Below are 23,132 nucleotides of genomic sequence, written 5' to 3'. Positions count from 1 at the left end.
CGGACGTTCGACGACTTCGAGCCGCCGTCAGACAGCTTTGCACCGCCCTTCGACGACTTCGAGCCGCCGTCAGACAGCTTTGCACCGCCCTTCGACGACTTCGAGCCGCCGTCAGACAGCTTTGCACCGCCCTTCGACGACTTCGAGCCGCCGTCAGACGGCTTCGCGCCGCCGTTCGACAACTTCGAGCCCCCCCCGGACGAGTTCGGCTCGCCGACCTCCGAACCCGCACCGCCGCACGACCATTCCGCCGACCACGCGCCCGATCCCGCCGATCCCGACGGCTGGTCCGCCGACGTCGACGCCCTCCTCGCCGAATTCGAAGCCGACCAAGCCATCGCCCAGGAAGTCGAACTCCCCGGCCAGATCGCCGCAACCGCCCTCGTCGAAATGCGCGCCGACCCAACCCAACTCGCCGCTCGCCTGCGCCGCCCACTGCCCTTCCCGCCGAATCCACTGGCCCGCCGCGGCACCGCATTCCACGCCTGGGTGCAGCGCTGGTTCGCCGCCGACCGGCTGCTCGGCTTCGATGAACTTCCCGGCGCGGCCGACAACACTGCCGCCGACGCGGGCCTGGACACCGAGCTGGTCACCATGCAGGAGTCCTTCCTCAACTCGCCATGGGCCCATCGCAGCCCGCTCGAAGTGGAGATCCCCTTCGAAACCTCGATCGCTGGCACGGTCATCCGGGGCCGGATGGACGCGGTCTTCGCCGAACCCGGCGGCGGCTGGATCGTGGTCGACTGGAAAACCGGTGCCGAACCCGCAACCGCCGACGAGCCGGCGGTCGCCATGCAGCTGGCCGTCTACCGACTGGCCTGGGCCAGGCTTATGGCGGCGCGCGACCACGGCACCGAAGCGGAAATGCTCCAACGGATCGGCGCCGCATTCCATTACGTGCGCACCGGACGCACCATCGCGCCCGCCGAACTTCCCGGCCCGGACGAACTGGCCGAGCTGATCCGGAATGCGGCGCCGACGCCCCCGGAATGATCGGAGAGATTCACCAACCGTTCGCGTCGGGGTCAGGCGTGGCTGCCGGGACCCGGTAGGCTGCCGTGCGTGCCGGAGGGACAAGCAACGCCGGAGACGGCCGAGGCCGTGGCGAGTACAGGGGCGGGTGCCTGCGGTGTTCGGTGATCGCGCACGCAGTGTCGGACTGTCGAGTCGTCCGGATTTCGCGCTGGTCGGGGTGCTGCGTATTCCCGAAATCCAGAACAGCCCATGGGCTTCGCTGGTGCGCCGGGTGCTCTTCGCTATCGGCTTGCTGTTCGCCGCGGCGCTGGTGGTGTATTTCGGTCGCGCTGGGTACCACGACAATTCCGGTGACGAGCTGTCGTTCCTCGACGCCTTCTACTACGCGACGGTATCGCTGTCGACCACTGGTTACGGCGATATCGCGCCGGTGACCGCCGAGGCCAGGCTGGCCAATATCGTCATCATCACGCCGCTACGCGTGCTCTTCCTCATCGTGCTCGTCGGTACCACTATCGGCGTGCTCACCGAGCGCTCCCGGCAGGCATTCAAGATCCAGCGTTGGAGGCGCAGCGTGCGTAATCACACCGTGGTCGTCGGATACGGGACGAAGGGCCGCACCGCGATCGACGCCATGCTCGGCGACGGCGTACAGCCCGCCGATATCGTCGTGGTCGATACCGATGCGGTCGCGCTGGAGGGCGCGGCGAATGCGGGTCTGGTGACGGTGCACGGTTCGGCCACCCAATCCGATGTGCTCCGGTTGGCCGGTGTGCAGCGGGCCGCCTCGGTCGTGGTCGCCGCCAACCGGGACGACACCGCCGTCCTGGTGAGTCTCACGGCGCGCGAACTCAATAGGAGCGCCAAGATCGTGGTCGCCATCCGGGAGGCCGAGAACACCCACTTGCTGCGCCAGTCCGGTGCGGATTCGGTGGTCGTCTCCTCCGAGACCGCGGGCCGGTTGCTCGGCATCGCCACCACCACCCCGACCGTGGTGGAGATGATCGAGGATCTGCTGACCCCCGAACAGGGCTTCGCGGTCGCCGAACGCGATGTGGAACCGTCGGAGGTCGGCGGCTCCCCGCGCCATCTCGGCGATATCGTGCTCGGCGTGGTGCGCGGCGGTGAGTTGATCCGGGTCGGCGAGGCCGAGGTGGACGCGCTGGAAGCGACCGACAAGCTGCTCTACATCCGGCACGCAGGCCGGTAATACCGGCGCGATAGTCTCGGACCGTGGCCTCTGGATTTCAGCTCAATGGTGTTCCACTGCTTTCGCGTTCAGTGCTCGACCGGGCCGAGGAGATCCGGGCCGACGAACAGACGCTGAAGGAGGGCTGGGCCGAGGCCGAGTTGCTCCGTATCAACAAGCGCGGGCAGTTCCGCTTCGACGACGGTGCGCTGGTACTGGAACCGGCGATCGAACTGTCTGCCGAGCCGAATCCGGCCGCGGTGTTCCTCGGCATCCACGGCGGCAAACACGTGTGGGCCGTGCGTGATGCCGAACTGCAGGGCACGCTGACCGATCTGCGTGCCATGGCGGGCGGTCTCGACGATCTCACCGCCGACTTGCTCACCTCTGCCATGGCCCTGCTGAACTGGCATGACAAGGCCGGATTCAATGCCGCCGACGGCACGGCATCCACTGCGACCAAGGGCGGTTGGTCGCGGGTCACCGAGAACGGCCATGAGGAGTTCCCTCGGATCGATCCGGCCGTCATCTGCCTGATCCACGACGGCGGCGAGCGGGTTCTGCTGGCCCGCCAGCACACCTGGCCGAAGACGCTGTTCTCGCTGCTCGCCGGATTCGTGGAGGCAGGGGAGTCGTTGGAGCGATGCGTCGAGCGCGAGATGCGCGAGGAAGTCGGACTCGACGTGCGCGATATCACCTACCTGGGCAGTCAGCCGTGGCCGTTCCCGCGCTCGCTCATGCTTGGCTTCGCCGCCATCGCCGATCCCGATCAGCCGCTGATTTTTTCGGATGGCGAGATCGCCGAGGCCTACTGGTTCACTCGGGCCGAGGTGCGCGAGGCGCTGGCCGTCGGTGACTGGTCCGCCCAGAACCAGGGCGCACGGTTACTGCTGCCGGGCTCGATTTCCATCGCACGCACGATCGTGGAGTCCTGGGCCGCGCTCTGATCGAAGACATACGAAAGCTCCGTGCGGGCTACACGGTCCGCACGGAACGATCGCAGCCTGATCAGGCCAGCGCGGCCAATGCCTGTTTGACCGCGGCCAGCGACGGATTCGTCGCCGTTGACCCATCCGCGAACTTCACCGTCGGCACCACATGGTTGCCGCCGTTCACACTGCCGACGAATTCGGCCGATGCGGGATCGTCTTCGATATCGATCTCGACATAGCTGATGCCGGACTCGTCCAACTGCTTCTTCAGCCGTCGGCAGTAGCCGCACCAGGTGGTCGAGTACATCGTCAGAGCGGGAGTCACGTCAGTCACGGACGGTTCAACATTTGACGGCCTGATCCTGTTCCACCGGACTCAGAAACCGGGCTTGCACAGGGTTTAGTAAGCGCGCATACTAAATTCATGACAACGATCGCCACCGCACAGGCCACGTCGACCGCGGCGCCCGCCGCCTTCTTCGCCAAGTGGGCGGATATGGCCACCTGGCCGGAATGGAACAACGACACCGAATGGGTCCGTCTGGACGGGCCGTTCGCGCAGGGTGCCACCGGCGCTTTGAAGCCGAAGGGCGGTCCCAAGGTGCCGTTCATCGTCGAGCGGCTTTCCGAGAGCGAGTTCGTCGATGTCTCCAAGCTCATCGGCGCCCGCCTGATCTTCGACCACCAGGTCGCCACCGGCCCCGCGCGAACAACGGTGACGGTGACCGTCTCGATCGAGGGACCGCTGAGCTGGTTCTGGACCAAGGTGATGGGCGCGGACATCGCCGAATCGGTGGAGCCCGATCTGCGTGCGCTCGTCGCCGCAGCGGAGGCGGTGCTCGTATGAAGTACTGGCTGGGGGTGGTCTCCCGGGAACATGTGCGCCGCGGTGTCGAACTCGGCATCGCCCAGGTCAACCATGGCAAGCGGACGCCGCTCGAACGCATGCGTCCCGGCGATGGGTTCCTCTATTACTCGCCGCGCGAGGGTATGCGCAGCGGTGCGCAGATCCGATCCTTCACCGCTATCGGCACCATCGACGACCGGCCGGTCTGGCAGGCGGATCCGCAGGATGGTGGCTGCTTCCAGCCGTGGCGGCGCGCGGTGCACTATCGGACCGATGCTCGCGAGGCTCCCATCGACGAACTGCGCGGTGAACTGGATCTCACGAGTGCGCCGAATTGGGGAATGGTGCTGCGCCGTGGACTGGTCGAACTGACCGCGCACGATTTCGCCGTGATCGCACAGGCGATGATCGACGAACCAGTGGTCAAGGAGGCAGATGAGTGAGGACCGAGGCCTGCGCAGCCGATTCGCCGACGCGGACGAAAGTCCCGGCCTCTTGCTCTGGCAGGTGACCAACCGGTGGCAGGCCGCTCAGCGCGCGGCCCTCGCTTCCTACGACCTCACCCACGTGCAGTTCGTCCTACTGGCCGCGCTGACCTACCTCGCCGCGGGACGCGACGAACCGGTCATGCAACGCGATCTGGCCGCCCACGCCGCCACCGACCCGATGATGACCTCCCAGGTGTTGCGCGCACTCGAGCAGAAGGGGCTGCTCGAGCGACGTGACCATCCGCACGACCGCAGGGCCAAGGCCCTCGTACCCACCGAAGCCGGTGTGGCACTGGCGAATCGGGCGATAATCGCGGTCGAGAACTGTGACCACGAATTCTTCGCCCCGCTCGACGGCGATACGAGCGCGTTCGCCAGTGCACTGCGTCGCCTACGCGATCGCTAGCCGCGCGACCGAGCCCGCGAAACGGCGGAGTCCGATCCGGACCGGATCCCTTGCGCGACCACTTGTCGGCGGGCACTGCCATGATGTGTGTCGTGTCGGCAACCAGTACGAGCGAGCCCACCCGCCCGGAGTTGGACTCGCTGGACCCCGAACAAGCCGCGGCCGTCCGCGCGCCCCGGGGCCCGGTCTGTGTGCTCGCCGGTGCCGGTACCGGCAAAACCAGAACCATCACCCACCGCATCGCGCATCTGGTTTCCGCCGGACACGTCAAGGCCGACCAGGTGCTCGCGGTGACATTCACCGCGCGCGCGGCGGGGGAGATGCGCAACCGTCTGCGTGCGCTCGGTCTCGGCGGCGAGGCCAATCAGGTGCAGGCGCGCACCTTTCACGCGGCCGCGCTACGCCAGCTCAAATACTTCTGGCCGCAGATCGTCGGCGATGTGCCGTGGCAGTTGCTCGATCGCAAATTTCCGGTCGTGGCACAGGCCGCGCATCAGGCCGGATTGTCCTCGCACACCGAAGCCGTGCGCGATCTGCTCACCGAAATCGAATGGGCGAAGGCCACTCTCATCGCACCGGAAGACTATCCGGCGGCCGTGGCCAAACACCGCCGCGAGCCGCCGTATGACCCGATGCGGGTCGCGGCCGCCTACAGCGGCTACGAGAAGTTGAAGGCAACACCGGACGGACTACTGCTCGACTTCGACGATCTGCTGCTGCACACCGCCGCCGCGCTGGAGGACTACGCGTCGGTGGCCGACGAATTCCGCGGGCGCTACCGCAGTTTCGTGGTCGACGAGTATCAGGACGTCACGCCATTGCAGCAGCGGGTGCTCGACGCCTGGCTCGGCGACCGCGACGATTTGACCGTGGTCGGCGACGCGAATCAGACGATCTACTCCTTCACCGGTGCTACCCCGAGTTATCTGCTCGACTTCTCCCGCCGCTTTCCCGAGGCGACGGTGGTCCGGCTGGAACGCGACTATCGCTCGACGCCGCAGGTGGTCTCACTGGCCAACCGGGTGATCGGCGCCGCGCGCGGTCGCATCGCGGGCACCCGGCTGCAACTGGTCGGCCAGCGCGACGACGGCCCGGAACCGGTATTCGCCGAATTCGACGACGGTCCGGCCGAGGCTCATGCGGTCGCGCGGTCTATCAAGAAACTGGTCGCCGCGGGCACGCCCCCTGCCGAGATCGCGGTGCTCTATCGGATCAACGCGCAGTCCGAGGCCTATGAACAGGCGCTGACCGAACTCGGCATTCCCTACCAGGTCCGCGGTGGCGAGGGGTTTTTCGCCCGAAATGAGGTCAGGCAAGCCATATCCGCACTGCGCCAGGTAGCCGCTCGCGAGGATCTACCCGACCAGTCCCGCAGTGGTAAGGCCTTGGTTACCTTGGTGCGCGCCGCACTCGCGCCCGTCGGACTTACCGCAACCGAACCCGCGGGAGCCCAGGCGCGTGAGCGTTGGGAATCGTTGATGGCGCTGGTGCGCCTGACCGAAGAGTTGGTCGACCACGAGGACGCACTCGACCTGATCGGCTTGCTGCGCGAGTTGGCAGCACGCGCCGAGGCCAGGCACCCGCCCACCGTCCAGGGCGTAACCCTCGCATCGTTGCATGCGGCGAAGGGCTTGGAGTGGGATGCGGTATTCCTGGTCGGCGTCGCCGACGGCACGCTGCCGATCGCGCATGTGCTCGGCGACGACGGCTCGGTTGCCGATCAGGCGGCGCTCGAAGAGGAACGGCGACTGCTCTACGTGGGCGTGACCAGGGCACGCGAGTATCTGCAATTGTCCTGGGCGCTCTCGCGCGGCGGGGGCAGTAGGCGCACGCGCCGGCGCTCGCGATTCCTCAACGGCCTGGTGCCCGACGACTCGCCGGCCTCGCGAATCGCCGCACCTGTTGCCGACAGTGCCTCGAATGGTGCGCGCCCGACCTGTCGGGTATGTGCCAAACCGTTGATCGGCACCTACGCCACTATGCTCGGCCGCTGCCGCCGTTGCCCGGCCGAACTGGACGCCGAGCTACTCGCGGCGCTACAGGCGTGGCGCGAGGAGAAAGCGCAGGATCTGCGGGTGCGCGAGTTCGTGATCTTCACCGACACGACACTCACCGCGATCGCCGAGCAACTGCCCGCCGATGACAACGCACTCGCCGCCATACCCGGAATCGGGGCGAAGAAGCTCGAGCAGTACGGGGCCGAGGTGTTGTCGATAGTGGCATCACGGCTGCGGTCAAGCCCACAAAACCGCAGGTAGAAAATAGGTTGTCGCAATGAGCGGCAACACATATGGTGGGATTCACGCACCGGGAGGTCATCTCGGCGCGCAGAGTTACCGACACGAGTACAGGAGGGAGGCAGACCGATGAATGGCAATACGAACTTCAGCGCCACTGGCGTTGCGGTGAATGCTGCGCCCGTCATGTCGGCCTCCCGGGGGATCCTCGCTGCTTTGCAGGGGATCGGTCTGTCCGGTGTCGGCGTATTCGGGGATCAAGGCAAAGCCATGAGCATGCATTCCCCGAGTCGCGTCGTCATTCAGGACAAGCCCAGCGCGGGCTGGCACCCGGCCTCTGCCATTACGGCAGAAGCTGGCGTCTTCGCAGCTGAGGCCGGATATGCACCGGCAGATCTGCGGGCAGCACGCCTCCGCCGCACCGCACACCCAGCGACCGTGATCAGGATTCGACAGAGATGTCGAACTAGGTAGGGAACACCCCCCGACCTCCTGGCCACGGATCGCCCGAAGCGAAACCGTGGCCAGTATTTTTTACCGGCCCTTCAGCCACCACCGGCCTCGGTTTCGCGGAACGAACGAACGTACCGCTGCAAACGAGCTGAAGGAGAACGACGTGTTCACCGCAGAGAGGCCACAAGCCACTACTGACGTGACATGCCGAACCGTGGCACGGCCCACCCGCCCCCGGGAGGTCACAAAGGTCCTGCCTTGTCGAGCCGGAGACCCCGATCTCTGGTTCGCCGAGAGCCCGGTCCAGTTGGAGCAGGCCAAGGCGCTGTGTGCGTCTTGCCCGATCCGAAAGGGCTGCCTGACCGCAGCCATGGATCGGGGCGAGCCGTGGGGTGTCTGGGGCGGTGAGATCTTCGACCAGGGTGTCGTGATCGCCCGCAAGCGCCCGCGTGGACGTCCACGCAAGGTCGCGATCTCGGCATGAGATCTGTGATTCCCCTCCCTCCGGTCGCTGAGGCCTATCCGGTTACGGGCAGGGCCCAGGAACGAGAAAGCAAACAAGCCGCTCACCGTAAGATCCGGTGGGCGGCTCGTTTGCGTTCTCGGCCAATCTCTTTCGAGTTTTCAGCTAGCGGAGCGCTCCTCGCGGAAGCCCGGCATCCAGGCCCGCACCAGTTGCATGAACGGCAGTTCCGCATCGAGCTGGGCCAGGATGCCGACCGAACCGCCGAGCACACGGAAGATCATCACGTACTGCGCGGGCAACTGCAGTGCCCGCGCGGTTTTCATATCCGGACTGCCGATCTCGGAGGCCTTACCTGCCACCCGCTGCATCCACTTGCGGGTGAAGTGGAACGAATCGGTCTGGATCGGGTCGGTGAACGGCCGCAGGTAGTCGGCGATTTCCTTATCGGTAACGGTCCGCCCCGGAATCACCCACCCGCTGTCGTACATGAGCTCGACCAATTCATCGAAGCGTTCGTCCAGTTCGAGGGCCAGCATCCGGCCGAGGACCTCCGGGAACCCGTCCGGCATGGGCGCGCAGGCGCCGAAATCGATGACGGCCAGTTTGCCGTCGGGCAGCATCATGAAGTTGCCGGGATGCGGATCGGCGTGCAGCAGACCGACGGTCTCCGGCGAGGAGAAGTGGAATTTGCCCATCAGTCCGGCGACCCGGTTGCGCAGCGCACGCGTGCCCTCCGGATCTTCGACCCCCTGCTTGATGATCTGTGAGACCGGGATGCCGTTCAGCCATTCGGTCACGATCACCTTCGGCGCGCTGGCCACCACCTTCGGCACCACGATCTCCGGATGTCCGTCGAAGGCCTTGGCGAAGGCGCGCTGATTGGCGGCCTCGTTGCGGTAGTCGAGTTCCTCCTCGGTGCGATCGGTGATCTCGGCCAGCAGTGGCTTCACATCCGCGCCCGGGATCACCGAGGCGATCAGACCGGTCATCCGCGACAGTGTCTTGAGGTCGGCGCGCAGCGCCTCGTCGGCGCCCGGATACTGCACCTTCACCGCGACGGCCCGGCCGTCCGACCACACCGCCTTGTGCACCTGGCCGATGCTCGCCGATGCGGCCGGGGTGTCGTCGAAGGATTTGAATCGCTGCCGCCACTGGGTGCCGAGCTGCTGGTCCAGGACCCGGTGTACGGTCTCGGCGGGCATCGGCGGCGCGGCGGCCTGCAGTTTGGTGAGTGCCTCGCGGTAGTGTTCGCCGAATTCCTCGGGTACCGCGGCCTCCATGACGCTCAGCGCCTGACCGAACTTCATCGCGCCACCCTTGAGCTCACCGAGCACGGTGAACAACTGCTCGGCGGCCTTCTGGTTCAACTGGGCGTTGATCTCCCCCTTATCGCCACCGGCCAGCTTCTTACCGAACCCGACGGCGGCTCGTCCGGCGATACCCAGCGGAATCTTGGCTAACTTGGCATTGCGGGACGAGCGACGGCGCACGATCTCAGACACGTAACCCATCATGGCGGACAGACCCGTGCGATCGCCACGACAATCTTGATGTCTTTGCTTGGCGGCCTGTAAGAATTGACACTCTCATCCGGCGGGAGCAGCGAAAATACGGCGGCATCCGCAGCCGTCGTGCTGCGGCCATTCCCGGCGCGAGATCCGGTGCGTATCGAGTTCGAGTTCGATCGTGGCGTTCATCGTGTCGAGCTGACGCTCGGGAGAACAGAGCATGATCGCCTCGAGTTCGCCGAGCAGCAATGCCGCCGTCGCCAGGATTCCGGCCGGTGAGGCGTGCCCGACCCGGCCGAGCAATTGGCTCGCCAACTGCGGCCACTCCGGGTCGTACTCGCAGCGGGTCAGATCGAGACAGCGCAGGCAGCTCGTCAGACCGGGAAACACCAGCGGCCCGACCACGCCCTTGCCGTCGCGAATGCGCACCTGCAGATGTGGAATCCCGTGCAGCACCAGCTCATTGGCCAGGCGCGGTTCGATGACGAGCGCATCGGCCAGCACCACGAGCTCACCGTGCCAATCCAGCACCGAATCGTCGGGGCGGTAACCGCGCGAGCGGATCGGCCGCAGCCCGAGCCGCCGTAACCCGGCCGCGACCGCATCCGATAGCGGCCCGAGCCCGTGCACCCGCACCGAACGCACCCGCCCCAACCGCGGATCCGGATGCAGCAGCAGGCCCGCGTCATCGATGCGATTCAGCAGCTCCGTTGCGTCCGCGGGTTCGATCCCACATTCCTCGGCCCGCCAGATGACCTGCGGGCGACTGTGCATACCGTCCAGCAGCCGCAGGAATGCCAGCACGGTGTCGGTATCCAATGCGGTCCGATCCAGTAGCAGCGCACGCTCTGGATCCCACCCCAATTGCACGACCCCGGACGACCGAACCAACACGGTCACCCGCGGCGCCAGCATCGGCCCGCCCATCCGCCTCGTCGTCATGGCAGCAGTATGCGGATGGGGCTATCGACGAATCAGCGCGAATCCTGCGGTAGTCCACAGGAATTCGCGTTTATCAACAGGACACCTCTCAGGACGCGTCGGTGTCCTTGCCGAGGTCCGGCCCGGATTCGCCGTCACCCTTGGCGGCCTCGCGTTCGGCCTTTTCGCGTGCCTCGGTTTCGGCCAACTGGGTCAGTGGATCGTCGAAGGCGTCCACGCCGCCGCCGATCACCGAATCGATGAAGCCCGCGGGGGAGTCCAGATCATCGGAGTTCGGCAGCAGATCCGGATGCGCCCAGACGGCGTCCCTGGCGTCGATCCCCGCATCGGCGGTGAGCCGCCGCCACAGCGCCGCCGCCTCGCGCAGCTTGCGGGGCCGCAGCTCGAGTCCGACCAGCGTCGCGAAGGTCTGCTCGGCCGGACCACCGGTGGCGCGGCGGCGGATCAGCGTTTCGGCGAGTGCACCGGCACCCGGTAGACGGTCACCGATCGCCTCGGTGACCACGACCTGCACCCAGCCCTCGATCAGGGCGAGCAGCGTTTCCAGCCGCTCCAGGGCCTGCTTCTGTTCCGGGGTGGTCTGCGGTTCGAACGTGCCCTGGGACAGGATCTCCTCGAGTTTCGAGGGATCGGTCAGCGACATCGGGTCGATATTCTGGGCCGCCGACTCCAGTGCGGAGAAGTCCATCTTGATGCCGCGCGCATAGTCCTCGACCGCGCCGAGCACCTGCTGACGCAGCCACGGCACATGTCCGAACAGGCGCTGGTGGGCGGCTTCGCGGGCCGCGAGAAAGACCAGGATCTCGCTTTCGGGCTGCTCGAGTCCGGCGCTGAACTCCGAGATTGCCGCTGGCAGCAGCGCGGCGGTGCCGGTCGGGCCGAGCGGCAGCCCGATATCGGTGGAGGTCAGCACCTCCTTGGCGAGTTGGCCGAGCGCCTGCCCGAGCTGCGAGCCGAAGGCGAGCCCGCCCATCTGCCCGAGCATGCCGACCATCGGACCGGCGAATTCGCGTGCCTCCTCCGGCAACTGCGCGGTCCACATGCCGGAGATCTGTTCGGCCACCGGATCGCACAACCGCTTCCAGGTCGGCAGCGTTTCCTCGATCCAGTCGTTGGCGGTCCAGGCCGCGGTTCTGCTGGCGCCCGCGGGCAGCGTGGTAGCGCCGTCGAGCCACAGTTCGGCCAGATGCGCGGCATCGGCAACGGCCTTGACCGTGCTATCGGAGACCGGCGTCATACTCGCCCCGAGCTGCTGACGGGCCAACCGCTTGGCGACGTCGTAGTTGACCGGGCCGGATTGCGCCGAACTGGGCTGGCCCATCCCGCTGAGCATCTGGCCGAGTGACGTGAGCATCTGGCCGAGCTGGGCCGGATCGAAACCGCCCGCGCCCGCCCCGCCGAGGCCGAACGGATCGTTCGCCCCGGCACCGCTCGGCTCGTCGCCGCGCCTGCGGTCGTCGTCATCGCGGTTCGAGAATCCGAAGGGGAGGTCACTCATACTGCAAACCTTACGCGCGCGGTGTAGGGGGTCGATGTTCGCGCGGCGCGAAATCTCCGGCACGCGTACGCCGGTAAATACGCGCCTCGCACGACCGGGCGCGGCGGCGATCATTACTGTGGTCCAGGTGAATCGTCGGATCCTGACCCTGGTGGCCGCCCTGATCCCGGTGCTCGTCCTCGGCGTGGTGGGCAGCCTGCTCACTGTGCCCTTCGTCGCACTCGGGCCGGGACCCACGTTCAATACCCTCGGCTCGGTCGATGGCAAGCAGGTTGTCGACGTCCGCGGCGCCGAAGTAGACCCGGTGACCGGTCATCTGAATATGACAACGGTCTCGGTCCGCGACGGACTCAATATCTTCGAGGCGTTCGGATTCTGGGTCAGTGGTGAGCACGGACTGGTCCCGCGCGCCGAGGTATATCCGCCCGGTGTGCCGCGCGAGGAGATCGATAAGTCCAACCAGGAGGACTTCAAGGATTCCGAGGGCAATGCCGAGGTGGCGGCGCTGCACTTGCTGAACCTGCCGACGGTGGTGCTGGTGCGAAAGGTCTCCGACGACGGCCCGGCCAAAGAGACGCTTAAGGCGGGCGACGAACTGGTCAGCGTCAACGGCGCACCGATCGCCACGCCCAAGGATGTCGTCACCGCGGTGTCCTCGCAGGCGCCGGGCAGTCAGATCACCGTGACCTACCGTCGGGAGAACACCGAACAAACCGCGACCATCACCCTGGCCGCCCGCCCCGACGACGCAAACAAGGGCTACCTCGGCCTGACCCCGACCGAGGGCGCGCGCCCGCCCATGCGGGTCTCGTTCAACCTCGCCGATATCGGTGGACCGTCGGCCGGTCTCATGTTCAGCCTCGCGCTGATCGACAAGCTCACGCCCGGTGAACTCGACGGTGGCAAGTTCGTCGCCGGTACCGGAACCATTGATCAGGACGGCAAGGTCGGTCCGATCGGCGGCATCCAGTACAAGATGATGGCCGCGCGCGATGCGGGTGCGCAGACCTTCCTGGTCCCGGCGGCCAACTGCAATGAGGCAAAACAGCGTACGCCCGACGGACTGCGCCTGGTGAAGGTCGAAAACCTCAGCGGCGCAGTGCAATCACTCAACGACATCAACGCTGGTCGGGAGACCGTCTCCTGCGGCTGATCACTCCATCGTGTGGTGCAGTGCCTCGACCAGGTTGGGCGCCAGATTCGGATAGGTGCGCAGGTCGAGATCGCCGAAGTCGTCGGCATCGTCCTCGGGCTTGACCTGCAGCAGGCACAGCTCCGCGCCGGTGCGCAGTACCGCGGCGAACAGCCGGGCCGTGCGTCGCCCCGGATGGGTCTCGGCCGCGGCGCGCGCGGCGGCGTCGGCGGCCTCGTGATCGGCGAGTAGCGGGGTGAGCGCATCGTCGAGAGTGCTCTCGGCATCCGGCGGCAGCACGACGATCTCCTGGACGAGCACACAGCCGCTCACGGCATCGGGCCAGCTGGTGGTGGCGAGGAATTCGTCGAGCGCCATCGATCCGCCGGTGATGTCCGCCGGGAACGACTCCTGCGCAATGGGAGTGAGCTCGCTGCCCTGATCCAGCTGATCGAGCAATCCGGGCTCGGCCGCGACCAGATCGACGGTCGGCACCAGCGCGAACATCTGCGGCGGTCTGCCCCAGCCCTCGGCATCGACGAATTCCGCCACTTCACGGACGGAACGGGCGAGGACGAGTTCGGCGTGCAGGTCTGCGGTCACATCGATATCCAATCAAACACTCGGAATCGATAGCTCGGTGCGTGCGTAATCGCAGACCAATCGCAACCCACCGGTCTGTACCCTCTCAGATTCCGTAGAGTGGGCCGAAACGGTCCGCTTTGGACCACCTGCAACATCGGACTGCGGTGTCACGGCCGAGAACATCGGTGCGCGCGCCGCCGGACCTTGGAGAGTGGCATCGTGGGCATGCGGCCCCCCACCGGCTTACCTTCGTTGTCCCGACGCAGCCGAGTGCTGCTGGTGGCGGCCATCATTCTGGCGGCGCTGCTGCTGCTGGGACCGCGGCTGACCGACACCTATACGAACTGGTTGTGGTTCGGCGAGGTCGGTTTCCGCAACGTCTATCTCACCGTGCTGCGCACGCGGATCCTGTTGTTCATCGTCGTCGCGTTGTTCGTCGGTCTTGTCGTGTGGTTGGCGCTGCTGCTGGCGTACCGGACCAGGCCGGTATTCATACCGGTGGCGGGTCCGAACGATCCGATCGCGCGCTACCGCACCACCGTGATGAGCCGGCTCAAGTTGTTCGGGATCGGCATTCCGCTGGTGCTCGGCGTGCTCTCCGGTTTGGTGGCGCAGTCGAATTGGGTCACCGTGCAGTTGTTCCTCAATGGCGATTCGTTCGGCCAGAAGGATCCGCAGTTCGGCTTGGATGTCGGGTTCTACGCCTTCGACCTGCCGTTCTACCGGATGGTGCTGAACTGGTTGTTCGTCGCGGTGGTGATCGCATTCTTCGCCAGCCTGGTGACGCACTACGTCTTCGGTGGCCTGCGTCTGACCGGGCGCGAGGGCACGCTGACCAGGCCCGCGCGCATCCAGCTCGCGGTGATCGCCGGAATCTTCGTGCTGCTCAAGGCGATTGCCTACTGGTTCGACCGCTACGAGCTGCTGTCGAGCAGTCGTAAGGAGCCGACCTTCACCGGTGGCTCCTACACCGATATCAACGCGGTACTGCCCGCGAAGCTGATCCTGCTGTCCATCGCGGTGATCTGCGCGATCGCCTTCTTCGCCGGTATCGTGCTGCGCGATCTGCGGGTGCCCGCGATGGCGGCCGCGCTGCTCGTGCTCTCCTCGGTCCTGGTGGGCGCGGTGTGGCCGCTGGTGGTCGAGCAGTTCTCGGTGCGCCCGAACGCCGCCGACAAAGAGAGTGAATACATCGAACGCAATATCGCCGCGACCAGGCAGGCGTTCGGCATCACCTCGGACAAGATCGAGTACAAGGACTACAAGGGCGACAGTTCGAAGAGTCCGCTGGAAGTTCCGGTGGATGCGGCGACGATCGGCAATGCCCGCCTGCTCGACCCGAATATCCTGTCGCCCACGTTCACTCAGCTCAAGCAGCTGAAGAACTTCTATGGCTTCCCGGAGTCGCTGGACATCGACCGCTACAACCTCAACGGCGATATCCAGGACTACATTGTGGCCGCCCGTGAACTGCACCCGTCGGCGCTGAGCGGTAACCAGACCGACTGGATCAACAAGCACACCGTCTACACCCACGGCAACGGCTTCGTCGCGGCGCCCGCCAACCGGGTCAACCGGCCGCAGTACGAGGACCCCAATGCCAACACCGGCGGCAGTAGCGACAGCGGATATCCCATCTTCCTGGTCAGCGACCTGTTCAACTCGACCGACCAGCAGCAGATCAAGGTCGACCAGCCGCGCATCTACTACGGCGAGCTGATCTCGCAGTCCAATCCGGACTACGCGATCGTAGGCGCCTCCAACGGTCAGCACCCGCGCGAATACGATTCCGACACAGCGCAATTCACCTACAGCGGCAAGGGTGGCGTCTCGATCGGGAACTGGTTCAACCGGTTGGCCTTCGCGGCCAAGTACACCGAGCGCAATCTGCTGTTCTCCTCGGCCATCGGCGACGACTCCAAGATCATCTTCAACCGCAGCCCGCGCGAGCGGGTGCAGAAGGTGGCGCCCTGGCTGACCACCGACGGCAATGCCTATCCGGCGGTCGTCAACGGCCGGATCCAGTGGATCGTCGACGCGTACACCACGCTGGACAACTACCCGTACGCGCAGACCACCTCGCTGGAGGGGGCTGTCGAGGACAGCATCGATAAGAAGACCGGAAGGCTCTTGCCGCGCAAGGAGGTCAGCTACATCCGCAACTCGGTGAAGGCCACCGTCGACGCCTACGACGGCACGGTGACCCTCTACGAGGTGGACCCGACCGACCCGGTGCTCAAGGCCTGGCGCGGTGTGTTCCCTGGCGCGGTCAAGCCGGAGAGCGAGATCTCACCGGAACTGCGCGCGCACTTCCGCTATCCCGAGGATCTGTTCAAGGTGCAGCGCGAAATGCTGACCAAGTACCACGTGGACAATCCGCGAGAGTTCTTCACCAACAACGCTTTCTGGTCGGTGCCGAGCGATCCGACCACCGAGGGTGGCACCTTCAATCAGCCGCCGTACTACGTGCTGCTGGGTGATGCGTCGGCGAACAATAAGCCGGTATTCAATCTGACCAGCGCCATGGTCGGCTACAACCGGCAGTTCCTGTCCGCCTATATTTCGGTGCGCTCGGATCCGGACGGCTACGGCAAATTCACGATCTTGCAATTGCCGACCGATACGCAAACACAGGGTCCGCAACAAACGCAGAACAGTATGACGACGGCACCGGAAGTCTCCAGTCAGAAAACACTGCTGTCGAACTCGAACAAGATCAGATATGGCAATCTGCTGACATTGCCGATCGCGGACGGCGGAATCCTTTATGTGGAGCCGTTTTACAACGAGCGAAATACCGGCGCGGGCAGCTCCACCTTCCCGCAGCTGCTGCGGGTGCTGGTGAGTTATCGCGATGTGGCGGGCAGTGTCAAGGTCGGCTTCGCCTCCACCCTGGCCGATGCGCTGAACCAGGTGCTGCCGGGGACAGGTTCGCTGGCCACGCCGTTCGGCGGTGATCCCGCGAGCAGGCCGAAACCGGGTACCGCGCCACCGACGGATCACGGCGCCACGCCGCCGACGCAGGGCGCGACACCGCCGTCACAGGGCACCACGCCGCCGCCCGCGACTGGTTCCGGCGCCAAGGATGCCGCGGCCGCGGAGCTGAGTAAGAAGATCGAGAATGTGCGAAATGCCATGAAGTCCGGGAGCTTCCAGGACTTCGGCAAGGCACTGGAGGAACTGGACGCCGCGGTGAAGGCGTATCAGGACGCCGGTCGCTGATCCGACGAGAACGGCCCCGTCACCCGGAAATCCGGGTGACGGGGCCGTTCTCATTGACGTCGAACCGACGTCCACCTCGGCGCCGTTGCCGAGTGACGTCGGATTCCTACGTCAGCGACCGAACGAGTCGATCAGTGCACCGTTCTGGTCCAGCAGCTGCTGGTACTGGCCTTCGAGGCCGTTCTGCTTGGCCAGCTGGTAGCCCGCGGACCGGGCCTGCTCGATGGCGGACTTGACGCTGGAGACGGGGGCAGGGGCAGCCTCGGGAGCGGCGGGCTCCGGCTCGACGACAGCCGGTGCCGGGCTCGGCGCTGATTCTCCGGTGCGCAGGTACTGACCGCAGACCGGCCAGGCGCCCGCACCCTGGGTGGCGAGCACATTCTCGGCCACCCGGATCTGCTCGTCCTTGCTGGCGCTATTGGCGGAACCGTGGCCACCGTTGGCCGCCCAGGTGCTCTGCGAGAACTGCAGACCGCCGTAGTAGCCATTTCCGGTGTTGATACCCCAGTTGCCACCGCTTTCACACTGCGCGACGCCATCCCAATTGTGGGTCGGGGCGGCCGCTGCGGTGCCGGTGGAAAGACCGAACGGGACGGCAACGATTGCGCCGGTGACAGCGGCATAGCCGAGGGCGCGGGTGCTGAGCTTTCGGTGCTTCGACATGTTGTATTCCCTCCCTGCGCCCACCGCCCCCGGTAATGCAAAATGCCGAGTCCCTGTCCCCAGGTGTGTCGGGGATCCTCGGACCGCGGGACAGGGTCGCCGGTGTTCGGCGGTTCGAGTTCGAGCCCATCACGTTTGATCCGGGCCGTGGCTCGACGGTAACGAAGAAATCTCAGCAGATCACATCTTGATAACTTCCCCATTGTATGAAGCGAATAACGTGTATATCGATGTTTGCGCAGGTCGCAAATGCCATAAGAATGGATTCCGGTCGGTCGGTTATAGCACCGTTATGTGTTCGGGATCACTGCGAAATAGTGACTCAGGTCACGTTTGAAGCCCTTGGGTGAGTGGCCTGTTGCATTTGAAACGGCTTTCGCCGCTGCGCTCGCTCGGGTTCGGTGGATGGATTCGGTAGCTGCCCGCCGCCGCCCGTCGGAGCCGTCTGCGCAACCTCGCCCGACCTGCCCCGCCACGGGCTATCCGGCCCGGCTGACCAGGGTAAACCCCCTGGAAGATAAGCGATTTGCCTTCCGTGCATAGACGTGTGTAATGTTGTGTTTACCGACGCGGGGTGGAGCAGCTCGGTAGCTCGCTGGGCTCATAACCCAGAGGTCGCAGGTTCAAATCCTGTCCCCGCTACTAGGGAAACGGCCCGGAACTCAAATGTTCCGGGCCGTTTTTCATTTGGTGCTCGAGCGCGCGTTGGGAATCGTTGCAAGGCTCCTTATCCAGGGCCGATGACCGAGCCGAGGTCGGGGAGGATGCCGCACCGCGTCCGTGCGCTGGCGGATACACATATGTACGCGATGGCGACTTTGTCATGCCGCGGACGTGCCGCCATGCCTTGGCGAGTGCGAGTAGTTGGCGCAGTTCCGTGGTGAGGTCGCGTGCCCCCGGCTGGATTTGGTGCCGGCGCGTGAGCCGGCTAGCTCTCGGGGGGCGCCCGGCAGCTTTGGTGGCGATGGCATCGGCGATGCGGCGGGCATGGGTATGTGGGTCGTCGCCGGTGGCGGCGAGATCGTCGGGGCTGTCGCTGTAGCGCTCGAGATGTAGCAGGCTGTCGAGGATCTCGACCATCATGCGGTGCAGACGGATGGCTGGGTCTGTTCGGCCGTTGTGGTCGCGTCGCGTCTGCAGGACGATTTCGGGTACGGCTGCGGTGAGATCGGCCCACATCGGCCGCAGGCGGCGGCAGTATCGGCCGGTGCGGTCGCATCCGATGTGGGTGAGCAGGGTGCTGATCAGCGGCACGGTGATCGTGGCGGGAGCGGCGACGGCCGAGAGAAGGAAGCCGCCCCATGCTTCCCAGTGCATCTCGGGATCGAATGACGGTCGGCCTGTCATGAGACTGGTGATGGTCCCGAGCGGGTATCCGACCGCTATCGCCCCGAGGCCCGCTATGGTGCCCAGGACCGCTGTGTACAGTGCACGTTCCTGCCAGGTGGTGTCGCCTGCGGTGCGCATCTCGCGCACACTCACCCGGGCTAGGAGCAGGGCTGTAGCGCCGAGCGGCGGGGAGAACGCGAGACAGACCACGACAGCGGGCCAGCCGAGGGTTTGGTCGATCAACTGGTTGGCGTGGCGGGCGGGTGTGCCTGCGATCAGGATGACGGTGCTGGCGGTGATCGTGACGAGGTAGTAGCGCCGCTGCCTGCGCCATGTGTGGGCGGGGTCGGCGCCTGCCCACAACTTGGCGAGGCCGTAGATATTCGACATGGTCAACAGGGTTGCTCCCAGTGAGAGCTGTCGGGCGATGTTCACCACTTCGGTGTCGTCGCCGGGCAGTAGCCAGGCCAGTGACTGTTCGAACCAAGCGTCCCGTAACAGGTTTTCGGCGAGAGCGGCGGCGAGTCCGCGGTTGATGAGTCGGTCGACGGTGCTGTCGCGCAGCAGCCACCACCGACCGGCGAGCACCATCGTGAGGCCTGTCAGGACGGGCCAGGTGATCAGACCCGGGATCGGGGAGGTCATCTCATCGGTGCCGGTTTCGGAAGAACGTGGAGCGGAACCGGCTCGCTGACCGCTTCGGCAGCATCGCTTCGACCAGTAGCAGGTCGGCGAAGGTTTCGGCGGTGCGCTCGCGCTCACTGCCGTAGTCTTGGCGCCGAAGTACGCTGCGGATGGTTTCCAGCGACAGCGAGGGCATCAATTCGCGCAACGACAGATCAGCCACGGCGGCCCCGGGACCGCTCGCGGTCCCGTGGCCGAGGAGCATGTGACCGATCTCGTGGGCGATGATGTGATCGGCATGCCATTCGGAGTCGGCTCCGTACATGATCACGTCGTCGCTTTCCCGGGCAATCCACAGGCCACTTCCGGTGCCGCATCCGTTGCCCGAGAGTGCGCCGATGTCGATCGGGCACAACGTGATCGGCCGTCCCCGGTACTCTGCCACCCGCGCGATGTATTCCGTTATGTCCCATGGGTGGGGGATCGGTACCAGGCGACCCAGCTCCTCGAATCGCGCGGCGAGATCCTCCATTACGCCTTCCCTCGTTGATCACGTCACCCATGCCGATATTGCGGTGAGCGTAGTCGCTCATGCAGCATTGCCGCGAACGTGGCCCGGCGCTTCCGTCAGCACCACCAAAACTGTTGGTGTACGGGCAAAGCCGGGCCGCACCCCAGCTCCCGCACCAGTGAATCTCTGGCGGGTTCAGCGCTGCTGATCCGGGTCGGGTGATCGTCAAACCGCCGTGCGTCCCGAATCCTCGAGGTAGGCGACGATGGCGTTGGTGAGTCCACGCCGAGCCTTGTCGAGGTCGGAGTAGGTGCCGAGTTGGCGTTCGGAGTTGATGCCGCGCATGGCGCCTGGAATCAGCGCTGCGATCTCCTCGACGCGGTCGGGGTCCACGCCGAGGTCTGCGAAGGCGTTTTGGCAGGTTTCGAGCCAGCCGTGGCCCCAGGATGCGAGCTCGGCGGCGGTGCGCGGGTAGAGCTGTTCGAGTTCGGTGTGATCGCGCGGCAACGCGGCACGCAGATTTTCGATCGCACGGGAGTCAGGGGAGGTGAGTCCCGCGTAGAGGGTGTCGATGATGCCGGCGACTCGCTGACGAAGCGGTGCCGCGGTGTCGGTGAAGGTGAGCATTTCGGCTCGCCGCTCGGCGGTGTAGTGCAGCACGGCGGCCCAGAGCCCGTCGTTATCGCCGAACTGATATTTGACCGCACCCCAGGTGGCGCCGATCTCGCGGGCGATCTTGCTGGCCGACACTGCGCCGGGGTCTCCGGTGGCCAGCGAGCGCACCGCCGCTTTCAGCATGTTCTCCCGGGTGGCATCGCCACGGCGATTCGTGCGTCGCTCATAGCCATCCCGGTCGGTCACTTTCCAGATGTTAGCGGGCGGAGCGGATCCGGCCGCATTCGAATCCCTGCCCGCTGAGCCGCTTTTCATATTTTCACAGTACCCACTGTGATAATTTCACAGCGGTCACTGTGATCTGCCGGGAGAGGACAGCGAGATGGCGAAGCCGCCGCTATCGATGAAGCCGACGGGATGGTTCCAAGTCGCGTGGTCGGCCGAGGTCGGCGTCGGTGCGGTCCACCGGATGACGTATTTCGGCCAGGAGTTGGTGGCGTGGCGGGCACAGTCGGGTCTGCTGACGGTGATGGATGCGTACTGCGAGCATCTCGGCGCTCATCTCGGATTCGGTGGTCACGTCGAGGGCGAGGTCATCGAGTGCCCCTTTCATGGCTGGCAATGGAACCATGAGGGCCGCAACGTCTGCATTCCGTACGAGAAACATCCCAACCGGGGCAGGCGCATCCGCACCTATCCGGTCGTCGAGCGCAACGAATCTGTGTACATCTGGCACGACATCGACGGTCGCTCGCCCTACTTCGATGTGCCCGATGTGTTCGCCGGATTCGGCGACGACAGTGGCCCGGCCGACTACTATCCATCGGCCACCCTGTTCCGGGAACGACTGGAACTGCATCCGCAATACGTGCTCGAAAACGGTGTCGACTTCGCACATTTCAAGTTCGTGCACCAGACGCCGATCGTGCCGGTATTCACCCGGCACGACTTCGACGAACCGGTGTCCTACGTCGACTTCACGATCACCTTCGAAGGTGATGACGGACAGTCCATCGAGGATGTCAACAGTGGCGTCGAGGCGATCAATGGCGGACTCGGCGTCGCGGTGACCAAGAGTTGGGGAATGGTCGACAACCGGACCATCACGGCGGTCACCCCGGTCGACGACGGCACCTGCGATGTTCGCTTCAGCGTGTACATCGGCCGTCGGCCCAGCTCCGATCCGGCGCAGGCCGAGCGAAGAGCACAGGCGTTCGCCCAGGAGGTCATTCGCCAGTTCACCCAGGACGTGAATATCTGGCGGCACCAGCGCTACTCGGATCCACCGGCACTGTCCGGAAGTGAGTACGAGGGTTTCCACGCCATCCGCATCTGGGCCGAGCAGTTCTATCCAACGCACGAAAGCAGGCATTGATGAACGCCTCAACCAAGGCGCCGATCCGAGTGTTCCAGGTCGCCACCGGCAATGTCGGAACCGAGATGATCAAACGAATCGGCAACCATCCCGATCTCGAACTCATCGGATTGCATTGCTACACACCGGAGAAGATCGGCCGGGACGCCGGCGAGATCGCCGGTCTGGCACCGAACGGCGTCATCGCGACCGGCTCGGTCGAGGAGATCATCGCCGCCGCGCCCGACGTGCTCACCTTCCACGGCGTATTCCCCGACGAGGACCTCTACGTCCAGGTGCTCGAAGCGGGCATCGACATCGTTACCACCGCGGACTGGATTACGGGTTGGCATCGCGACACCAACCACCCGCACCCGTCGGGCAAGCCGGTTACACAGCTGCTGAGCGAGGCATGCGCCAAGGGCGGCTCGACCTTCTACGGCACCGGCATGAATCCGGGCCTGAACCAGATCCTCGGTGTGGTGTGCTCCGCCGACGTCGCCGAGATCGAGAGCATCATCACCCTCGAATCCGTCGACGTGTCGTGTCACCACTCGAAGGAGACCTGGATCGAGGTCGGCTACGGGTTACCGGTCGAGGATCCGAGCATCTCGGGCAAGCTGGAGAAATACACCAGTGTCTTCGCCGACAGCGTCTTGATGATGGCCGACTGCTTCGGTCTGGATCTAGACGGGGTCGAGTTCACATGTGAACTCGGCGCTTGCACCAAGGATATCGATCTGGGCTGGTACCGGCTGCCGAAGGGCTCGCTCGGCGGTAGTCACATCAAGTACCAGGGCATGGTCGACGGTGTTGCGAGGATCGAGACGCATCTGGAGTGGCAGATGACCCCGCACACCGACCCGAGCTGGAATATCAAGGGCTGCTACATAACTCAGATCAAGGGCGATCCGTGCATCTACAACAAGCACATGATTCTCCCGAAGCCCGGCGTCGACCTCTCCAATCCGGACAACTTCGCCTCGATCGGCATGACCGTCACCGGACTGCCCGCGCTCAATGCGATCGCGTCCGTGGTGGCTGCTCCGCCGGGACTGCTGACCAGTGCGGATCTCCCGCTGCGCGGATTCGCTGGTCGCTTCAAGAACTAGGAAACGGGGCGCGCCCACTCATTTCCCTTCTCAACTTATAACGC

At 65.3% G+C, this 23,132-nt stretch carries 21 protein-coding genes and 1 tRNA gene; 13 read left to right on the top strand and 9 right to left on the bottom strand.

Annotated elements, in window-relative coordinates; all coding sequences use genetic code 11:
• The 3 genes from ACIBI6_RS31560 to nudC form a co-directional block, all read left to right on the top strand.
• Nucleotides 1–993 (top strand): PD-(D/E)XK nuclease family protein (locus ACIBI6_RS31560; protein WP_396958731.1); only part of this gene is annotated, 993 nt, incomplete at its 5' end.
• Between the two features lie 136 nt (nt 994–1,129).
• A complete protein-coding gene (locus tag ACIBI6_RS31555; RefSeq protein ID WP_364356786.1) occupies nt 1,130–2,185 on the top strand; it encodes a potassium channel family protein in 1,056 nt (351 codons plus the stop codon).
• Nucleotides 2,186–2,208: 23 nt separating this feature from the next.
• Nucleotides 2,209–3,111, top strand: coding sequence for an NAD(+) diphosphatase (nudC, locus tag ACIBI6_RS31550; RefSeq protein WP_396958730.1), 903 nt, complete (start codon nt 2,209–2,211; stop codon nt 3,109–3,111).
• 61 nt (nt 3,112–3,172) lie between these two features.
• On the opposite strand, the gene ACIBI6_RS31545 is transcribed toward nudC, so the two are convergent.
• Nucleotides 3,173–3,403: a mycoredoxin gene (locus ACIBI6_RS31545; RefSeq protein ID WP_364356912.1), complete on the bottom strand. Its 231-nt coding sequence runs from the start codon at nt 3,401–3,403 to the stop codon at nt 3,173–3,175.
• A 117-nt stretch (nt 3,404–3,520) separates the two neighbouring features.
• On the opposite strand from ACIBI6_RS31545, the gene ACIBI6_RS31540 reads away from it, so the two are divergent.
• From ACIBI6_RS31540 to ACIBI6_RS31520, 5 genes are all read left to right on the top strand, one after another.
• Nucleotides 3,521–3,943, top strand: coding sequence for a hypothetical protein (locus tag ACIBI6_RS31540; RefSeq protein WP_364356780.1), 423 nt, complete (start codon nt 3,521–3,523; stop codon nt 3,941–3,943).
• Entirely contained in the window at nt 3,940–4,386 is a 447-nt protein-coding gene (locus tag ACIBI6_RS31535; RefSeq protein ID WP_364356777.1) for an EVE domain-containing protein, read from the top strand. Before ACIBI6_RS31540 ends, ACIBI6_RS31535 begins: the two co-directional genes overlap by 4 nt.
• Complete coding sequence (locus tag ACIBI6_RS31530; RefSeq protein WP_396958729.1) at nt 4,379–4,837, top strand: MarR family winged helix-turn-helix transcriptional regulator; 459 nt, start codon at nt 4,379–4,381, stop codon at nt 4,835–4,837. The genes ACIBI6_RS31535 and ACIBI6_RS31530 overlap by 8 nt, the downstream gene beginning before the upstream one ends.
• Nucleotides 4,838–4,920: 83 nt before the next feature.
• Nucleotides 4,921–7,095, top strand: a complete 2,175-nt coding sequence (locus tag ACIBI6_RS31525; RefSeq protein ID WP_364356771.1) for an ATP-dependent DNA helicase UvrD2 — start codon at nt 4,921–4,923, stop codon at nt 7,093–7,095.
• Nucleotides 7,096–7,690: 595 nt separating this feature from the next.
• Nucleotides 7,691–8,011: a WhiB family transcriptional regulator gene (locus ACIBI6_RS31520; protein WP_396958728.1), complete on the top strand. Its 321-nt coding sequence runs from the start codon at nt 7,691–7,693 to the stop codon at nt 8,009–8,011.
• A 140-nt stretch (nt 8,012–8,151) separates the two neighbouring features.
• Here ACIBI6_RS31520 and ACIBI6_RS31515 read toward each other — a convergent pair whose 3' ends face one another.
• From ACIBI6_RS31515 to ACIBI6_RS31505, 3 genes are all read right to left on the bottom strand, one after another.
• Complete coding sequence (locus ACIBI6_RS31515; protein WP_396958727.1) at nt 8,152–9,504, bottom strand: ABC1 kinase family protein; 1,353 nt, start codon at nt 9,502–9,504, stop codon at nt 8,152–8,154.
• Nucleotides 9,505–9,579: 75 nt separating this feature from the next.
• On the bottom strand, nt 9,580–10,443 hold the full coding sequence (locus ACIBI6_RS31510; RefSeq protein ID WP_396958726.1) for a hypothetical protein: 864 nt from the start codon (nt 10,441–10,443) through the stop codon (nt 9,580–9,582).
• Between the two features lie 88 nt (nt 10,444–10,531).
• Entirely contained in the window at nt 10,532–11,941 is a 1,410-nt protein-coding gene (locus tag ACIBI6_RS31505; RefSeq protein WP_396958725.1) for a zinc-dependent metalloprotease, read from the bottom strand.
• 127 nt (nt 11,942–12,068) lie between these two features.
• On the opposite strand from ACIBI6_RS31505, the gene ACIBI6_RS31500 reads away from it, so the two are divergent.
• Nucleotides 12,069–13,094: a PDZ domain-containing protein gene (locus ACIBI6_RS31500; RefSeq protein ID WP_396958724.1), complete on the top strand. Its 1,026-nt coding sequence runs from the start codon at nt 12,069–12,071 to the stop codon at nt 13,092–13,094.
• On the opposite strand, the gene ACIBI6_RS31495 is transcribed toward ACIBI6_RS31500, so the two are convergent.
• The gene (locus ACIBI6_RS31495; RefSeq protein ID WP_396958723.1) at nt 13,095–13,676 is read right to left on the bottom strand and encodes a PPA1309 family protein; all 582 of its coding nucleotides are present in this window, start codon (nt 13,674–13,676) and stop codon (nt 13,095–13,097) included. It lies immediately after the preceding gene.
• Between the two features lie 201 nt (nt 13,677–13,877).
• Between ACIBI6_RS31495 and ACIBI6_RS31490 the strand changes: the two genes are divergently transcribed.
• Nucleotides 13,878–16,880, top strand: coding sequence for a UPF0182 family protein (locus ACIBI6_RS31490; protein ID WP_364356753.1), 3,003 nt, complete (start codon nt 13,878–13,880; stop codon nt 16,878–16,880).
• Between the two features lie 111 nt (nt 16,881–16,991).
• On the opposite strand, the gene ACIBI6_RS31485 is transcribed toward ACIBI6_RS31490, so the two are convergent.
• Nucleotides 16,992–17,543: a transglycosylase family protein gene (locus ACIBI6_RS31485; protein WP_364356750.1), complete on the bottom strand. Its 552-nt coding sequence runs from the start codon at nt 17,541–17,543 to the stop codon at nt 16,992–16,994.
• A 568-nt stretch (nt 17,544–18,111) separates the two neighbouring features.
• Here ACIBI6_RS31485 and ACIBI6_RS31480 point away from each other — a divergent pair.
• A tRNA-Met gene (locus tag ACIBI6_RS31480) sits at nt 18,112–18,185 on the top strand.
• Here ACIBI6_RS31480 and ACIBI6_RS31475 read toward each other — a convergent pair.
• The 3 genes from ACIBI6_RS31475 to ACIBI6_RS31465 form a co-directional block, all read right to left on the bottom strand.
• Nucleotides 18,186–19,517 (bottom strand): MAB_1171c family putative transporter, encoded by a 1,332-nt coding sequence (locus ACIBI6_RS31475; RefSeq protein WP_364356747.1) that lies wholly within the window; start codon nt 19,515–19,517, stop codon nt 18,186–18,188.
• 1 nt (nt 19,518) lies between these two features.
• Nucleotides 19,519–20,028 carry a hypothetical protein gene (locus ACIBI6_RS31470; protein WP_396958722.1) on the bottom strand — a complete coding sequence of 170 codons (510 nt, stop codon included), beginning with the start codon at nt 20,026–20,028 and terminating at the stop codon, nt 19,519–19,521.
• A 204-nt stretch (nt 20,029–20,232) separates the two neighbouring features.
• Complete coding sequence (locus tag ACIBI6_RS31465) at nt 20,233–20,805, bottom strand: TetR/AcrR family transcriptional regulator (protein ID WP_364359345.1); 573 nt, start codon at nt 20,803–20,805, stop codon at nt 20,233–20,235.
• A 199-nt stretch (nt 20,806–21,004) separates the two neighbouring features.
• Here ACIBI6_RS31465 and ACIBI6_RS31460 point away from each other — a divergent pair, with 199 nt between their 5' ends.
• Nucleotides 21,005–21,997: a Rieske 2Fe-2S domain-containing protein gene (locus tag ACIBI6_RS31460; protein WP_396958721.1), complete on the top strand. Its 993-nt coding sequence runs from the start codon at nt 21,005–21,007 to the stop codon at nt 21,995–21,997.
• On the top strand, nt 21,997–23,088 hold the full coding sequence (locus ACIBI6_RS31455; RefSeq protein ID WP_364359273.1) for a dihydrodipicolinate reductase: 1,092 nt from the start codon (nt 21,997–21,999) through the stop codon (nt 23,086–23,088). The genes ACIBI6_RS31460 and ACIBI6_RS31455 overlap by 1 nt, the downstream gene beginning before the upstream one ends.
• The last annotated feature ends 44 nt before the right edge of the window (nt 23,089–23,132 follow it).

Source organism: Nocardia sp. NPDC050412 (genome assembly GCF_044458825.1).
Lineage (GTDB): Bacteria > Actinomycetota > Actinomycetes > Mycobacteriales > Mycobacteriaceae > Nocardia.
The sequence above is the reverse complement of the archived record's forward strand: the minus strand, read 5'-3'. Positions and strand labels throughout refer to the sequence as shown.

Excerpts from the sequence above, each read along its gene's own strand:
- ACIBI6_RS31485 (WP_364356750.1), bottom strand. The coding sequence starts at position 17,543 with ATGTCGAAGCACCGAAAGCTCAGCACCCGCGCCCTCGGCTATGCCGCT.
- ACIBI6_RS31470 (WP_396958722.1), bottom strand. The coding sequence starts at position 20,028 with ATGGAGGATCTCGCCGCGCGATTCGAGGAGCTGGGTCGCCTGGTACCG.
- ACIBI6_RS31475 (WP_364356747.1), bottom strand. The coding sequence starts at position 19,517 with ATGACCTCCCCGATCCCGGGTCTGATCACCTGGCCCGTCCTGACAGGC.
- ACIBI6_RS31510 (WP_396958726.1), bottom strand. The coding sequence starts at position 10,443 with ATGACGACGAGGCGGATGGGCGGGCCGATGCTGGCGCCGCGGGTGACC.
- ACIBI6_RS31515 (WP_396958727.1), bottom strand. The coding sequence starts at position 9,504 with ATGGGTTACGTGTCTGAGATCGTGCGCCGTCGCTCGTCCCGCAATGCC.
- ACIBI6_RS31540 (WP_364356780.1), top strand. The coding sequence starts at position 3,521 with ATGACAACGATCGCCACCGCACAGGCCACGTCGACCGCGGCGCCCGCC.
- ACIBI6_RS31465 (WP_364359345.1), bottom strand. The coding sequence starts at position 20,805 with ATGCTGAAAGCGGCGGTGCGCTCGCTGGCCACCGGAGACCCCGGCGCA.
- ACIBI6_RS31455 (WP_364359273.1), top strand. The coding sequence starts at position 21,997 with ATGAACGCCTCAACCAAGGCGCCGATCCGAGTGTTCCAGGTCGCCACC.
- ACIBI6_RS31525 (WP_364356771.1), top strand. The coding sequence starts at position 4,921 with ATGTGTGTCGTGTCGGCAACCAGTACGAGCGAGCCCACCCGCCCGGAG.
- ACIBI6_RS31530 (WP_396958729.1), top strand. The coding sequence starts at position 4,379 with ATGAGTGAGGACCGAGGCCTGCGCAGCCGATTCGCCGACGCGGACGAA.
- ACIBI6_RS31545 (WP_364356912.1), bottom strand. The coding sequence starts at position 3,403 with ATGTACTCGACCACCTGGTGCGGCTACTGCCGACGGCTGAAGAAGCAG.
- ACIBI6_RS31535 (WP_364356777.1), top strand. The coding sequence starts at position 3,940 with ATGAAGTACTGGCTGGGGGTGGTCTCCCGGGAACATGTGCGCCGCGGT.
- ACIBI6_RS31505 (WP_396958725.1), bottom strand. The coding sequence starts at position 11,941 with ATGAGTGACCTCCCCTTCGGATTCTCGAACCGCGATGACGACGACCGC.
- ACIBI6_RS31460 (WP_396958721.1), top strand. The coding sequence starts at position 21,005 with ATGGCGAAGCCGCCGCTATCGATGAAGCCGACGGGATGGTTCCAAGTC.